Below are 16,994 nucleotides of genomic sequence, written 5' to 3' on the forward strand. Positions count from 1 at the left end.
GTCGTCAATCCTCGAAATGTACGTGAATGTAGCGGTTTAATTGTGTTGAACGCACTGACGCCATCGCTGGCAAGCCAGCTCCCACAGAGATCGAATGTGTTCACAGGTTTCGTGCTCACATCAGGACATTGTGGGAGCTGGCTTGCCAGCGATGAGGCCGGTACAGACACTAGAGAACTAGAGGCCCTCCAGCTCCGCCATCAGATCATTCAACCGATCCACTTTCTCCTCGGTAATATCACTCGCCGCCAACCCATCGATGTACTCGGCCAACTCCTCCACCGTGCTGCACTCGAACATCGCCCGCAGCGGCACATCGCGCTGCAGGGTTTTCTGCACCCGCGAGGCGATCTGCGTGGCCAGCAACGAATGCCCGCCCAGTTCGAAGAAGTTGTCGCGTACACCAACCTGCTCGACCTTCAGCACCTCAGCCCAGATATCAGCCAGCGTCTGCTCCAGCTCATTGCGCGGGGCCAGATAATCCTGACTCTGCAACTGACCGATCTCCAGCGCCGGCAAGGCTTTGCGATCCAGTTTGCCGTTGGCATTCAGCGGCAGCTGATCGAGCCACAACCAGTGCAGCGGCACCATGTATTCCGGCAGTTCGGCGCGCAGGCGCTGCTTGATCCGCTCCAGTCGTTCACTCGGATTCAGCGCGCTATCAGCAGCCACCAGATAACCGACCAAGTGTTTACCGTTGACGCCCTCCTGCACACCGACCGCACCATCGCGCACTTCCGGTTGTTCATGCAGACGCGCTTCGATCTCGCCCAGCTCGATGCGGTAACCGCGAATCTTCACCTGATGATCGACCCGGCCAACGTACTCCAACACTCCGTCGCTGCGACGCCGCGCCAGGTCTCCGGTGCGATACAGACGTTCGCCCGGTGCACCGAACGGGTTCGGCACAAACACCGGTGCGGTGCGTAACGGGTCGCTGACATAACCACGACCGACGCCCGTCCCGGCGACACACAACTCACCCACCGCGCCCAACGGCACCAGTTCCAGCGCACCATCGACCAGATACAGCAAGTTGTTGTCGGTCGGCGTACCGATCGGCAAGTAACTGCCGCGCGTCGAGGCCATGTCGACGCGGAAGAACGCCACGTCATCCGAGCATTCCGCCGGGCCGTAGGCGTTGACCAGACCGATGTCCGGGTAACGCAGCAGCCACTGGTGCGCCAGCTCCGGCGGCATTGCCTCACCGGTCGGCAGCATCCAGCGCAAGCCATCAAGGCTCAGGCGATCCGCGGCGAGCATGCCCTGAATCAGCGACGGCACGCTCTCCAGCACAGTGATGCCCTGCGTTTGTACATGCACCAGCAACCCTTGCGGATCGTGAGCAATCGTATTTGGCACGATGTCCACGCGAGCGCCGAACAGCGGCGCGGCGAGGAACTGCCAGACCGAAATATCGAAGCTTTGCGAAGCGGTCTGGGCGATCACGTCGGCGTCGCTCAGATTCAGGTAAGGCACCTTGCTCAACTGGTTATTGAGCATGCCGCGCTGCTCGACCATCACGCCTTTCGGCAGGCCTGTCGAACCCGAGGTATAGATCACGTAGGCGAGGTTGTCCGGGCCGCTGTAAATGCCCAAGTCCTGCGCCGACGTCGCCGCCGCTTGAATCTCTTCCCACACCAGCAAGCGCGGGCGATTGGCGCAGCTGAATTCATCCAGCAAGGTCTGTGCCTGTGTGCGGCACGCCTCGCTGCAGACCAGCACCGGCGTGCGGCTCAGCTCGATGATGCGTTGCAGACGCTGGCTCGGCAGGCCCGGATCCAGCGGCAGATAACCCGCGCCAGCCTTGAAGCTGCCGATGATCATGCCGAGCAGATCGAGATTGCGTTCGCCGAGCAAGGCCACCGGTTGATCCATCTGCACACCGGCGGCGACCAGTGCATGGCCGAGACGGTTGGCGTTGTGGTTCAGTTCGGTGTAGCTCTGTTGCTGATACAGGCAACTGGCGGCGATGCGCTGCGGATGCGCGGCAACCTGCGCTTCGAACAGCGCAACGTAGCTCTGCTCCAGCGGATAATCGTGGGCACTCTGGTTGCAACCGTGGAGCAGGAAGTCCTGTTCCTCGACGCCCAGCAGCGGCAAGTCAGCCATGTCGCCATGGAAACCATCGACCAGCGCCAGCAACAGACGCTTGAACTCGCCGAGCATGCGCTCGATGGTCGATTCGTCGAAATAACGCTGGTCATAAGACAGATGCAGGCCAAGGTCATCGCCCGGGTAGCACACCGCCGTCAGCGGGAAGTTGGTGTGGGTACGGCCCGAGTCCGAGGTCGCGTTCAGGCTCTGCGCCCGATCGAGCACCGACACTTCCACCGGGGCATTTTCGAAGACGAACAGGCTGTCGAACAGCGGCTGGCCTTTCGGCAGTTCGCTCTGTTCCTGAATGTTCACCAGCGGCAGGTATTCGTACTCGCGCAGCTGCATGTTGCTGTCGAGCAGACCACTGAGCCACTGCCGCACGCTGCTGCGCTGATCGTCCTCAGGCATTTTCACCCGCAGCGCGATACTGTTGATGAACAGGCCTACCGTGCGTTGCATCTCCGGCATTTCCACCGGCCGCCCGGCGACGGTCACGCCGAACAGCACGTCACGATCACCGCTCATACGCCGCAGCACCAAGGCCCACGCTGCTTGAGCAAAAGTGTTGATGGTCAGTTGATGGGCCTGCGCCAGTTCACGCAGACGCGCACCGTCCTCGACATTGAGGCGGGTGTAGCGGTCGCCGACGATCATGCCGCCGCTTTCACCGGCGTGTTCACGCAGGAACGGCCGGTCGCTAGGGATCGGCGTGGTGCGCTCGAACCCTTGCAGATTCTGCTGCCACCACTGCCGCGCTTCGGCCAGGCTCTGGCGTTGCAGCCAGCCGATGTAATCGCGGTAACGCGGTGGCGTGCTCAATTGCGCTTCGCGACCTTCACCCAGAGCGGTGTAGATCTCGAAGAAATCGTTCATCAGCAACGAGCGGCACCAGGCATCGATGAGGATGTGGTGGTTGCTCATCATGAACCAATAACGCGCCGCGCCGACCTTGATCAGGCGCAAGTGGAACGGTGCCTGATTGAGCAGATCGAACCCGGCCTCGCGCTCGCTTTTCAGCAACGCTTGCAGCTTGGGCTCCTGCTCGGTTTCGGCGATGGCGCTCCAGTCCAGATACTCGATCGGCGTGCGACCCGGCGTGTGAATCACCTGCAGCATGTCTTCGCCAACGTTCCAGCAAAACGACGCGCGCAGCGCTTCGTGACGGGCGACCACCGCTTGCCAGGCCTGGGCGAAACGCTCGGCGTCGAGTTCGCTGTTGATGCGGTAGCGATCCTGCATGTAGTACAGACCGGTGCCCGGTTCGAGCAAGGTGTGCAGCAACATGCCTTCCTGCATCGGCGTCAGCGGATAGACATCTTCGATATGCGCGGCCGGCACCGGCAAGGCATCCAGTTGCGTCTGAGTCAATTTCGCCAACGGGAAGTCCGACGGCGTCAGGCCGCCGGCCTCGTCTTGCAGGCAATGGGCGATCAGGCTTTGCAGCTCGCCGAGGTAGGCATCGGCCAGATCGTTGATGGTTTGCGCCTCGTAACGCTCGGCGCTGAAGGTCCAGCGCAGGAGCAATTCACCGCCGTAAACCTGACTGTCGACGCTCAGCTCGTTTGGTAACGGCGCGTGCGGATCGTGGGCGGCACCGATCGGCTCATCCAGCGGACGGAACAGCGCATCGCTACCGAAACTCTGGTCGAACTGACCGAGGTAGTTGAAGGTGACCGGCGCGTTCGGCAGCGCGGCCATGCTGCGCTGGCTGAGGTCATCGGCGAGATATCGCAGCACGCCATAACCGAGGCCTTTGTGCGGCACGGCACGCAGTTGCTCCTTGATCGCCTTGATCGAAGCGCCCTGCCCGGCGGCTTCTTCGATGTTGTGCGGGGTCAGGCGCAACGGATAGGCGCTGGTGAACCAGCCGACGGTGCGGGTCAGGTCGATCTCGTCGAACAGGGTTTCGCGGCCGTGGCCTTCCAGTTGAATCAGTGCCGACGGCTGACCGCTCCAGCGGCACAACACGCGGGCCAGTGCGGTCAGCAGCAAGTCGTTGACCTGTGTGCGGTAGGCACTTGGCGCCTGTTGCAGCAGTTGTTTGGTGTACTCGGCATCGAGGCGCACGCTGACGGTTTGCGCGTGGCGATTCTGCTGGCCGCCCTGCGGGTTTTCGCACGGCAGATCGGCATTCGGCCCGGCCAGTTGGGTCTGCCACCAGTCGAGTTCTTCGCGCAGGGATTCGCTGCCGGCGTAGGCCTGCAGGCGTGCCGTCCAGTCCTTGAAGGCACTGGTTTTCGCCGGCAGTTTCACCGCTTGGTCGGCTTCGAGTTGGCGGTAAACGATTTGCACATCGTCGAGCAGGACACGCCACGACACGCCGTCGACCACCAAGTGATGAATCGCGATAAACAGACGTTGTTGACCTTGCGGGCCATCGACCAGCACGGCGCGCACCAACGGCCCTTGTTCAAGGTCGAGGCTGCGCTGGGCATCGGCGAACAGCGCTTCGCACTTGTCCATCGAGGTCACGCGCACTTGCCACAGTACGGCGGCATCGGACACCGGTTGGTGCGTCGCTTGCCATTGACCGTTAGCCTCGGTGAAGCGCAGACGCAAAGCGTCATGCTGCTCGATCACCGCCAGCAACGCCCGCTCCAGACGAAGAGGCTCCAGCGCCACGGTCGGCTCCAGCAACAGCGCCTGGTTCCAGTGCTGACGTTCAGGGATTTCCGTGTCGAAGAACCAGTGCTGAATCGGCGTCAGCGCCGATTCACCAACCACCAGACCTTGCTCGGCCGTCACCTGCTCGGTGCGGCTGGCCACGGCGGCGAGGGTCTGCACGGTCTGATGCTGGAACAGATCGCGCGGGCTGAAATGAATGCCTTGCTGGCGTGCACGACTGACCACTTGAATCGACAGAATCGAGTCGCCGCCGAGTTCGAAGAAGTTGTCGTTGAGGCCGACCTGCTCGACGTTGAGCACTTCGCACCAGATCTGCGCCAGGGTGATTTCCAGCTCGTTGCTCGGGGCGACGTAGTCCTGACGATTCAACTCAGGATCCGGCGCCGGCAAGGCGCGGCGGTCGAGTTTACCGTTGGCGGTCAGCGGCATGCTCGCCAGCAGAATCAGGTGGGTCGGCACCATGTAATCCGGCAACTGTGCCTTGAGGTGCGCCTTGAGGGCGTCGCGCAATTCAGCCTGTCTGGCTTCGCTTTGCTCGGCGACTTCAGTCACCAGATAGCCCACCAGTTGTTTGCCGCTTGGTGCATCGAGTGCAAGCACCACGGCTTCGCGGATCGAATCATGATCGAGCAGACGGGTTTCGATTTCGCCGAGTTCGATACGGAATCCACGGATTTTCACCTGATGGTCGATCCGGCCCAGGTATTCCACCAAACCATCGGCGCGCTGGCGCACCAGGTCGCCGGTGCGGTACATGCGCCCGCCATCAGTGGCAAACGGGTCCGCGACAAAACGTTCGGCGGTAATGCCCGGACGATCGTGATAAGCCTGCGCCAGACCGGCGCCGCCAACGAACAACTCACCGGTCGCACCTTGCGGCACCAGCGCCAGATCGGCGTCGAGAATGTACGCCACCCGCGCACCGATCACGCTGCCGATCGGCACGCTGCCGGCGCCCTCTTCCAGCACCTCCGGCGCCAGACTGGCCAGTGGCATGACCACGGTTTCGGTCGGGCCGTAGGCGTTGAAGAACATCGCCGGTTTGAACGCTGCGCGAATCCGTTGCAGATGCTCGCCGGTCAATGCTTCACCGCCGGTGATGATCATCCGCACCGGGAGGATTTCATTTTGCGTTGAGAGGAACTGCGCCAACTGGCTGCCGTAGCTCGGGGTGAAACCGAGCACGTTGATTTTATGCGTGCGGATCAAACCGCAGATTTCTTCCGCGTCCCACTGACCCTGAGCACGCAACACCACCTGCGCACCGCTGAGCAACGGCACCAATAGGCGCTCGGTGGCGGCGTCGAAGTTGATCGAATAGAAGTGCAGTTCACAGTCGTCCGGGCGCATGCCGAAACGCTCGATCACGGCTTGGCAGTGCATGGCGATTTCGCCGTGGGAGACCACCACGCCTTTCGGTTTACCGGTCGAACCCGAGGTGTAAATCAGGTACGCCTGATGCTGCGGCAGGCTGATAAACGGCAGCTCGCTGGCCGGGTAAGCGGCGAGTGCTGCGCTGTCATCTTCCAGGCACCAGCGCACCACATTTGGCGGCAGATCGCCGAGGGCTTTGAACATCGCTCGATCGCTGAGCAGCACGCCGATGCGGCTGTCTTCGATCATGTAGTGCAGACGGTCGAGCGGGTATTCCGGGTCCAGCGGCACATACGCACCGCCAGCCTTGAGAATCGCCAGCAGGCCGATGACCATTTCCAGAGAACGCTCCAGCGCCAGACCAACCCGTACTTGCGGGCCGACGCCACGCTCTCGCAGCGCCCAGGCCAGACGATTGGCGCGCGCATCGAGTTCGGCGTAGCTCAGGGTCTGCCCGGCGAAGGTCAGGGCCGGCGCGTCTTTGCGCGCCAGCGCCTGCTCGGCGAACAGGTGATGAATGCACTGGTCGAGGCGATGCTCGCCCGGCTCGATGCCGAGGCTGTCGAGCAACTGCTGTTGTTCCGGTTGATCGAGCAGCGGCAATTCGCTGAGACGTTGTTGCGGATCGGCGATCAACGCTTCGAGCAGATTGCGCCAATGTTTGGCCATGCGCGCGATGGTCGGTTCGTCGAACAGATCGGTGCTGTAAGTCAGGCAGCAACCCAGGCGGTGGTCGAGGTCGGTGACTTCCAGGTTGAGGTCGAACTTGGTCGCCCGCGCATCGTTGGCCAGATACTCGACGGTCATGCCGGCGAGCATGCGGCTCTGCTGGAACTCCCAGCGCTGCACGTTGCACATCACCTGGAACAGCGGGTTGTAAGCAGCACTGCGCGGCGGCTGCAACGCTTCGACCAGATGATCGAACGGCAGATCCTGATGCGACTGTCCTTCGATCACGGTGTGGCGCACCTGCTCGAACAGTTCACCGACCGACATCATGCCGTCGAGCTGGCAACGCAGCACTTGGGTGTTGAGGAACGCACCGATCAGCCCTTCGCTTTCCGGACGGATGCGGTTGGCCACTGGTGCGCCGATGCGCAGATCGGTCTGGCCGCTGTAGCGGTAAAGCAGTGTAGCGAGCGCGGCGGTCATGGTCATGAACAGGGTCAGACCGTTTTGCGCATTGAACGCACGAACGCGCGCGGCGAGGTCATCGCTCAGGTCGAAGCGGAACAGTTCGCCCTGATGGCTTTGCACTGGCGGACGCGGACGATCGCCGGGCAATTCCAGCAGCGGATGTTCACGGCCGAGTTGCGCGGTCCAGTAGTCGAGCTGGCGCTGACGCTCGCCGGACTCCAGCCAGTTACGCTGCCAAACGCTGTAGTCGAGATACTGCACCGGCAGCGGCTCAAGCGGCGAATCGCGGTCGTCGACAAACGCTTCGTACAACGCGCTGAGCTCGCGGGCGAAGATATCCATTGCCCAGCCTTCGGTGACGATGTGGTGCAGGGTCAGCACGAAGTAATGTTCGTGCTCGGCAGTCTTCACCAGGCAGGCGCGCAGCAGTGGGCCGGTTTCCAGATCGAACGGCAGATGCGCCTCTTCGTCGGCGAATTGCTGAACCTTTTGCTCACGCACGTCGGCGGCAAGTTTTGAGAAATCCTTCCAGCTCATGCGCACGCCGGTTTCGGCATGCACCTGCTGACGGGCAACGCCGTCGACGCTCGGGAACGTGGTGCGCAGGGTTTCGTGACGCAGGATCAGTGCTTGCAGCGCCGACTCGAAACGCTCGACATGCAACACGCCACGCAAGCGCGCCATGCCGCCAACGTTGTACGCCGGGCTGTCCGGTTCCATTTGCCAGAGAAACCACATGCGCTGTTGCGAGTAGGACAGCGGCACCGGTTTGCTGCGATCAACCTTGTCGATCGGCGGCTGTTTGTTGGTGCGGCCGCTGGCCTGGATCAGGCGGATCTGTTCGGCGAAATCACCAAGTTCGCTGTGCTCGAACAAGGCGCGCAACGGCAGTTCGACGTCACAGGCCTGACGGCTGCGCGAGATGATTTGCGTGGCCAGCAGCGAGTGACCGCCGAGGGCGAAGAAGTCGTCGCGCAGGCCAACTTGTGCCAGACCGAGCACTTCGCGCCAGATCGCGGCGATCTGCTGTTGCAGTTCAGTGACCGGTTCGACGTGTTCACGCACTTGCCATTGCGGTTCGGGCAAGGCGCGGCGGTCGAGTTTACCGCTTGGGCTGAGGGGCATTGCGTCGAGACGCATCAGTTGCGCCGGGACCATGTACTCCGGCAGTTCAGCGGCCAGTGCGGTTTTCAGCCGAGTGATTTGTTCGTCTGCGTCTTCGCTGGCATAGGTTGCGGTGAAGTAGCCAATCAGCTGTGCGCCGGCAGCGGTTTCGCGCACCAGCACCACGGCTTGAGCGACGCCGTTCTGGGCGAGCAAGCGTGCTTCGATTTCTTCCGGTTCGACGCGGAAGCCACGCAGTTTGACCTGCTGATCGAGACGACCGAGGTATTCGATCACGCCATCGGACGTCCAACGCGCACGGTCACCGGTGCGGTACAGCCGCGCGCCCTGCTCGCCCAGCGGATCGACGACAAAACGCTCTGCGGTCAACGATGGACGGCCGAGGTAGCCGCGAGCCAGACCGATGCCGCTGATGCACAATTCACCCGGCACACCGGCCGGCACTGGATTGAGATCGGCATCGAGAACGCGGCAAATCACGTTGCCCAGCGGCCGGCCAATCGGTGAGCGCTCGCCATCGGCCGTGGTGCAATGCCAATGGGTGACGTTGATTGCGGTTTCGGTCGGGCCATAACGGTTGTGCAATTGCACTGCTGGTAGTTGCGCGATTACGCGATTGCGCAGTTCGGCTGGCAGCGCTTCACCACCGGAAAACACCCGGCGCAGGCTGGTGCATTCGGCGCTCAGCGGTTCGTCGATAAACAGCGAAAGCAGCGGCGGCACAAAATGCAGCGTGGTCACGCCATATTCTTTAACAAGCTGCGCGATGCGATGCGGATCGCGATGTTCACCGGGGCCGGCGATCAGCAGGCGCGCACCGGTGATCAGCGGCCAGAAGCATTCCCACACCGACACGTCGAAACTGATCGGCGCCTTTTGCATCAGCACATCGGTTTCGTTGAGCGCGTAAGCGTTCTGCATCCATTGCAGACGTTCGGCCAGCGCGGCGTGAGTGTTGCCGACGCCTTTCGGTTGGCCGGTGGAGCCCGAGGTGTAAATCACATAGGCGAGGTTGTCGCCGTGCAAGTGCAGACCCGGTGCCTGGCTCGGCCAGTTTTCCAGGTGCAGCGCGTCCATGGCGATCACGCTGACGCCGTCGCTGGCCGGCAAACGCTTGAGCAATTCGGTCTGGGTCAGCAGCAATTCGACGCCGCTGTCGCTGAGCATGTAGGCCAGGCGGTCGGTCGGGTAATCCGGGTCCAGCGGCACATAGGCGCCGCCGGCCTTGATGATCGCCAACAGGCCGATCAGCAATTGTGGCGAACGCTCGGCAGCGATGGCCACGCAGACATCCGGGCCGACGCCTTTGTCGCGCAGATAGTGCGCGAGACGGTTGGATTGCGCGTGCAGCTCGGCGAAGTCGAGGCTGCCGCCCTCCCACACCAGCGCGGTGCGTTCCGGGGTCAGACGCGCCTGTTCATTCAGCAGGTCTGGCAGCCAATGTTGTGCTGGGGTGCACGGAGCGACGCTCCAGTTTTTTTGCAGATCGTGCTCGCCGACGGTAAGCAGTTGCAGGTCGCCAATGGCGTGTTGCGGGTGTTCGCAGACGTCGCGCAGCAGGTTGCTGAAGTGCTCGGCCAGACGCTCGATGGTCGCGGCGTCGAACAATTCGTTGGCGTAGTCGAACGACAAGGTCAACCGACCATTCCGATCTTCTTCGCTATGCAATTGCAGATCGAACTTGGCTTCGCGGCTGTGCCACGGCAGTTCTTCGGCGAGCAGACCCGGCAGACGCTTGAGCGCACTCAGATCACGCTGCTGGTGGTTGAACATGACCTGGAACAGACCTTGTTCGCGGGCCTGCGGGAAGGCTTCGAGCAGTTGTTCAAAGGGCAGATCCTGATTCGCTTGCGCACCGAGTGCGGCCTGGCGAGTCTGGGCTAACAGCTCAACAAACGGCAGGCGCGAATCGATCTCGGCGCGCAGCACCTGGGTGTTGATGAAGAAGCCGATCAGGCCCTGGGTTTCCAGACGCGGACGGTTGGCGTTGGGCACGCCGATGCGGATGTCGCGCTGACCGCTGTAGCGATGCAGCAGGGTCTGGAATGCTGCGAGCAACAGCATGAACGGTGTTGCTTGATGAGACTGAGCGGTGTGGCGAATCGCATCGCTGAGGCTCGCGCCCAGACGCACAGTGTGGCGTGCGGCGCTGTGGATTTGTTGAGCCGAACGCGGATGATCGGTGGCCAGTTCCAGGGTTGGATGTTCGTCGCCCAACTGCGCTGTCCAATACGCCAATTGCCGCTCACCCTCGCCTTGCGCCAGCCATTGGCGCTGCCAACTGCCATAGTCGGCGTACTGGGTTGGTAGAGGCGCAAGGTTGGCGGTTGCGCCTTGCGAAGCGGCGGCATACAGGCGTGAGAATTCGTCGATCAGCACGTTCAGCGACCAGCCGTCGGCGATGATGTGGTGCAGCGTTACCAGCAGTTGATGATCTTCGTCATCAAGGCGCACCAGCGTTACCCACAGCAACGGACCGTTTTCCAGGTCGAACTGAGTGCGCGCTTCGTCCTCGCGGATTAGCTGAGCGCGAGCTTCGCGCTCATGCGCCGGCAGGTCGCTAATGTCGATCAGTTGGAGGTTGAATTCGGCAGCGGCATCGACTTGTTGCAGGGCTACGCCGTCGCGTTCAAAGAAGCGCGTGCGCAGGGATTCGTGGCGTTCGATCAGTTGCTGGAAGCTGGCGCGCAAGGCGTCTTCGTCCAGTTCACCGCGCAGACGCAGGGCACCGGGAATGTTGTAGGCGCTGCTCTGCGGGTCGAGTTGCCAAGTGATCCACAGACGGTTTTGCGCCAGCGATTGCGGCATCGGCTCGCTGCGCGACAACGCGGTGATTGCACCTTGGGCGCTGCCGCCGTCCTGTTGCTGTTGCGCCACGGCGGCGGCGAACGCGGACAAAGTCGGCGCTTCGAAGAGCAGGCGCAGGTTCAGCTCAAGCGCGAGTTCTTCGCGGACGCGGGCGATCACTTGGGTGGCGGCGATCGAGTTACCGCCGAGCAGGAAGAAGTGATCGTCGGCATTGACCTGTTTGACGTTGAGTTGCTCGGCCCAGATTTTGCCGATCAAGGCTTCGAGTTCAGAAGCGCTGGCTGTCGGGTCCTGCGTTTCTGACGTGGTCGAAGGGAACACCGCGTAGCTGTCGAGGCTGCCATCGGCCAGTCGATTGCGGCACGCCGAGCGCTGCAATTTGCCGCTGGAGGTCTTCGGCAGCGCACCCGGATTGAGCAACACCACCACGCTCGGCGCTTCCTGATACGCCTCGGCCACCGCTTGGCGAATGGCTTTGATCAGCGCTTCCGGCGGCAGGATTTTCTGCACGCTGCGGCTGATTTCCGCCGCGATACCGATGCCCTCTTCGCCATTCTGGCTGACGGCGAAGGCCGCGACGCGACCCTTGCGCACCACTTCCACTTCGTTCTCGACGGTCTTCTCGATGTCCTGCGGATACAGATTGTGACCGCGCACGATCAGCATGTCTTTCAGGCGACCGGTGATGAACAGCTCGCCGTCGCGGATAAAACCCAGGTCACCGGTGCGTAGCCAGGTGCGGCCGGCGTGCTGAACGAAAGTCTTGGCGCTGGCCCCGGGGTTGCGCCAGTAACCGTGAGCGATGCTCGGGCCGGCCGCCCAGACTTCACCGACGGCGTTGTCGGCCAGTTCTGCGAGCGTGTTCGGCTCTACGATCAGCACCGCGTGTTCCGGCTGGCTGATGCCGCAACTCATGATCGGGCTGCCATCGCCAGGCTCGGCACGGTTTTGCGCCAGGGCTTGATCATCCACGCGCAATGCCGGAATGCCGGTGCCCCGCGGGGTGCCGGCAACGAACAACGTCGCTTCGGCCAGACCGTAGGAGGCCATGAAGCTGTCTTCGCTGAAACCACACGTCACGAATTTCTCGGCGAAGCGCTCCAGCGTGTCGAGACGAATCGGCTCGGACCCGGAATAGGCCACGCGCCAACGGCTCAGGTCGAGACGTTCGAGTGCCGACTCACTGACCCGCTCGCTGCACAAGCGATAGGCGAAGTCAGGCCCGCCGCTGATGGTGCCGCCGTATTGGCTGATCGCTTCCAGCCAGCGCAGTGGTCGACCGAGGAAGTACGCCGGTGACATCAGAATGCACGGCACGCCGCTGAAAATCGGCTGCAGCAGACCGCCGATCAGACCCATGTCGTGATACAGCGGCAGCCAGCTGACGATGACGTCGTCCGGGTTCACGTCGATGCCGAAACCGTGACGGATCAGCAGTTCGTTGGCGACCAGGTTGCCGTGGCTGACCTGCACGCCTTTGGGTAATGCGGTGGAGCCGGAGGTGTATTGCAGGAAGGCGATGTGGTCGGGCGGCAAGGTCGGTTCTTGCCAGTTGTCGGCCAGCGCGCTGTCGAGGGTATCGACACATAGCAGCGGCGGCGCGCCTTCGATCTGCTGCAAGGCGTCGCGCAGGTCGGCACTGGTCAGCAGCAGACGCGGTTCGGCGTCGGCGATGATCGACAGCAAACGCTCCTGATGGTGACGACGCGCGGATTCCGGCGGATAGGCCGGCACCGCGATCACACCGGCGTACAGGCAACCAAAAAACGCCGCGACGTAATCTGGGCCACTGGGAAACAGCAGCACCGCACGATCACCGAATTCAGTATCAGCCTGCAACGCGGCGGCGATCATGCGTGCGCGTTGATCCAGCTCGCGATAACTGAGTACCACAGCCTGTTCTTCGTTATCGGCAAGAAAACGCAAGGCCAGTTGATCCGGTGTCAGGGCCGCGCGGCGCTGGAGGGCTTGGACCAGGGTGCTGGGGAGTTCGAACGCGTCGGTCATGAGGTTTCCTGCCTGAATTCGGCTTGCTAATGGAATCGGGTTGCTGCGTCACGCCCCTCGAAGGGCATGCAGGGCGCGGTCTTTGCCGACCGCGCAAGGCATTGGAATGCTGTCTGGCCGGGTGCTTTACCCGGAACCATTCACCAATGAGAACGGATGACGTCTTGAAATAATTAGTCGGCAGGCTGGATCGTCAATGGGGCCGGGGTGTGGCGGCGTGTCGCAGTTCTCAGAACGCACCTATGTGGCGCATTACTTCTCTTTCTCAATTGACAATCATTATCATTCAACATAATTTGTCGCTCGATGTGTAGGACGGCCCCGTCCCCAGGCGTCCCACTAACCTATTTGGCAGCAAGGTGATTTCCATGACGGAACAAGTATCCACAAGCAGGTGCGATTCACCGCTACTTCAGGCATTCGTCGACAATCGACTGATTCTGGTCAAGATTGCAGCCCGCATTACCGGCTGCCGATCGCGCGCCGAGGACGTGGTGCAGGATGCGTTTTTCCGACTGCAATCGGCGCCACCGATCACGTCGTCGATCAAGGCTCAACTGAGCTATCTGTTCCAGATCGTGCGCAACCTTGCCATCGATCACTACCGCAAACAGGCGCTTGAGCAGAAGTACTCCGGCCCTGAAGAGGAAGGGCTGAATGTGGTCATCCAGGGTGCTTCGCCGGAAACCTCGCACATCAACTTCTCGACCCTGGAAAACATCGCCGACGCGCTGACCGAACTGCCCAGCCGCACGCGCTACGCGTTCGAGATGTACCGCCTGCACGGCGTGCCGCAAAAGGACATCGCCAAGGAACTCGGCGTGTCGCCAACCCTGGTCAACTTCATGATTCGTGATGCCCTGGTGCACTGCCGCAAGGTCTCGGGCAGTCGTCGGGATGTGGTGATTGCGGGTCGTCGCTAAGACCGCGTTGCCAGATAAAAAGATCGCAACCTTCGGCAGCTCCTACATGGAAATGCATTCCTCTGCAGGAGCTGCCGAAGGCTGCGATCTTTTGCTTTTAAATCACCTCAGGCCAGTTTGCACCGATCAAAAAACCGCTCACGCCCCAGCATCATCAGCGCCGCGCGTTTATGCGGGAAGTCGAACTCCTTCTCGCAGTGGAAGCACTGATTCTGCATGTGGCCAATCATCTTCGCGTTGTCGGCACGCGGCTCGGCGACTACGCGCTGCGTGCGCGGATCATCGAGAAACAGGTAATGCACCAGCGCCGATAACCAGCTCGCCACTTTGTGCGGGCCGCGATGATCTTCCTCGCCCACCAGCATGTGAATGCCACGATCGTAATTGTCGGCATCGTAGAACGGTGCAATGCGATCTTCCTTGGCCCAATAGGCTTCGAAATAGGCGAACGGTTGATCATCGAAGCAGCCGATCAAGGTCAGCGTGTGCGGGTCGGCATCGAGTTTGCTCAGGTATTCGCGGTGCTTCTCGAGACTGCCCTCTTCCTGCCAGAAACTGGCCACCCTTGGGCTGTTCTGCCAGCGATTGAAACGCGGCAAGTCTTCCTCAATCTCTACGGTGCGCAGGGAAATCCACGCACCCAGACGCGCATCGAAACGCCGATACACTTCACCGCGCGGCTTCACCGGCCGCAGTGGATGACGCTTGCCCTGGCTGATAACCATTTGCTGCGGATAACTGCCGGTCAGCGAAGTGCCAAGCCACGGTTGTGGCAGTTGCCAGAACAGCGTGCGTTCACAGCGGTATTCACCCGCGACTTCGGTGTTCACCAGCAAGCCACTGAGCAAGGCCTCGGTTGGCGGCTGATCCAGTTGCCAGGTCAATTGCCGGCACGCCGGATCCCGCGCGAACAGCCAGTAACAGGCCGCCCATAACGCCTGCCCGGGCGGCAGCGCAAAGCACTCATCGATCTGGATCGGCCCCTTGACCTCCCGATCAAGGCGCAGGCGGATCAGCGGTTGCCCGTCCAGGCTCAGGCTCAGACGGCTTTCGGTAGCATCAGCGATCAGTTGACTGCCCGAAGGCAAGGCCAGGGCAGTCAGGTCATTCAGATTGGACATGGGTCGGGCTCACGATAATCGTCGACAGTTCAACGATGGGACGTGAGCCGGCAAGGAAAATTTAGGCTTTACCCAGAAATCGGTGCCTCAGTGGTGAGGCACCGGCACGACGGCAATCTTGTACGGATCGAAAATCTTCAGCATTTCGCCGTTGTCGCGCAGACCCTGCAGCAACTTGCCGAACGCAGCGCCGGTGATCGGCGCCGTCGGGCGAAGAATGGCGTAATGGTGATAGACCTGATCAATGCGCTGCGACACCAGCAATTCGTCGCGCACCTTCTCGTTACGCAGCAGGTAATCGAACAGATACGAACGCGTCACCAGGGCGATATCCGCCCGCGAACGCAAGACCATCAGCAGATTGCTGTCGTGGGAATAGGTCAGCGTGGCGTTGTAATTCTGAGCCAGATACTTGGGGTCGGCGTTGAAGTTGGCGAACTCGTAGTGATAACCGCTGAAAAGCGCCAGACGCTTGCCGGTGAGATCGGCGAAATAGTTTTGCTGGCGACCGTCTTCGCGTTGCGCGACGAAAATCTCTGCGTCCTCAAGGCCCATGTCGACATCCGTGTGCGGAATGTCTTTCCAGCCCCAATCGGGATTCTCGAAAATGGCCATGTCGATTCGGCCCTGCTTGAAATCACCGAAACGCCGGGGGATGGAGGTAGGCACAAGGACGAACTGATAGTCGCTTTGCAGGCGATTGAGGGCCTCGACCAATTGCGGCAAGAGGCCGGTGTCGGCACCGCTTTCCGGGCGAATGGTGTAAGGCGGAAAATGCGCCGCGCCAACCCGGACCAGTTGCGCTGCCTGAGCGGGCAAAACCCAAAATGCAGCCAGCGCTGCGAGCATCAACCCCGCGGCCGTCCGAATTGGCGAAGACTTCAAAACACCCCACTCCCCGAAAAAATACCGATCAATGCATTCAAGCTAGGCGGTTTCGCCCAGTTAGCCAGTTTCCCGGCCGGATAGAAAGTGCTTCAACGCGCTTCGAGGACCAGAATCAACGCCTCTTCGGCCAACTGTTCAAGGCTCAGACTGCCGCCGGCACGGAACCAAGTGGTGGTCCAGGACAATGCGCCAGTGAGGAAACGTCGAGTAATAAAAACATCGCCACGAATAAATCCGGCCTCTTTGGCTTCACCCAGCACTTGCAGCCAGATGTCTTCGTAGACATCGCGCAGCGCCAGCACTTGGGCCTGGCCGTCTTCGGACAGCGAGCGCCACTCATAGACCAGCACCGCCATGGCTTCACCGCTGCCACCCATGATCGACTGCAATTCGCAGCGGATCAGCGCCAGCACGCGTTCGCGCACATCAGCCGCGTCGGCCAGCGCCGCGCGCATCAGTGCCGTGTTGTAGCGGATGGTTTCTTCCATCACCGCACGGAGGATTTCATCCTTGCTTTTGAAGTGATGAAAAATGCTTCCCGACTGGATACCCACGGCACCGGCCAGATCGCGCACCGTGGTGCGTTCGTAACCTTTGTTGCGAAACAGGTGAGCGGCCACTTGCAGCAATTTGCCGCGAGCGCTGTCGGGATCGGTCAACTGGCCCCCGTCGACCAAATCGCGCATGACCCTCAGGGCTTTTTGCTCGTCCACCCGTTCTCTCCTACAGTCGATCAGTCTGTTGCCCCCTGAAACCGCAGGGTTGCGCGCAATTTAAGCCGCCAGCGGCAACCAAGCAAGCGCTTGGGCAGAAGATAGTTTCAACTGTTTACAAACCAAGCGCTTGCTTGGTAGCCTCCAGACACTTCTGTCGCAGGTTGCTGAGT

At 61.3% G+C, this 16,994-nt stretch carries 5 protein-coding genes; 1 reads left to right on the forward strand and 4 read right to left on the reverse strand.

Annotated elements, in window-relative coordinates; all coding sequences use genetic code 11:
• Positions 1–177: 177 nt before the first annotated feature.
• On the reverse strand, positions 178–13,176 hold the full coding sequence (locus tag RMV17_RS20545; protein ID WP_311882141.1) for a non-ribosomal peptide synthetase: 12,999 nt from the start codon (positions 13,174–13,176) through the stop codon (positions 178–180).
• Between the two features lie 368 nt (positions 13,177–13,544).
• Here RMV17_RS20545 and RMV17_RS20550 point away from each other — a divergent pair, with 368 nt between their 5' ends.
• Positions 13,545–14,099, forward strand: a complete 555-nt coding sequence (locus tag RMV17_RS20550) for an RNA polymerase factor sigma-70 (protein WP_034155198.1) — start codon at positions 13,545–13,547, stop codon at positions 14,097–14,099.
• A 107-nt stretch (positions 14,100–14,206) separates the two neighbouring features.
• On the opposite strand, the gene RMV17_RS20555 is transcribed toward RMV17_RS20550, so the two are convergent.
• The 3 genes from RMV17_RS20555 to RMV17_RS20565 all read right to left on the reverse strand — a co-directional run bounded on the left by RMV17_RS20555 (position 14,207) and on the right by RMV17_RS20565 (position 16,821).
• The gene (locus tag RMV17_RS20555; RefSeq protein ID WP_311882142.1) at positions 14,207–15,220 is read right to left on the reverse strand and encodes a GNAT family N-acetyltransferase; all 1,014 of its coding nucleotides are present in this window, start codon (positions 15,218–15,220) and stop codon (positions 14,207–14,209) included.
• An 87-nt stretch (positions 15,221–15,307) separates the two neighbouring features.
• Positions 15,308–16,105 (reverse strand): transporter substrate-binding domain-containing protein, encoded by a 798-nt coding sequence (locus tag RMV17_RS20560; RefSeq protein WP_311882143.1) that lies wholly within the window; start codon positions 16,103–16,105, stop codon positions 15,308–15,310.
• Positions 16,106–16,197: 92 nt separating this feature from the next.
• Entirely contained in the window at positions 16,198–16,821 is a 624-nt protein-coding gene (locus tag RMV17_RS20565; protein ID WP_311882146.1) for a TetR/AcrR family transcriptional regulator, read from the reverse strand.
• Between the last annotated feature and the right edge of the window lie 173 nt (positions 16,822–16,994).

Origin of the sequence: Pseudomonas sp. VD-NE ins (assembly GCF_031882575.1) — a bacterium.
Lineage (GTDB): Bacteria > Pseudomonadota > Gammaproteobacteria > Pseudomonadales > Pseudomonadaceae > Aquipseudomonas > Aquipseudomonas fluorescens_BZ.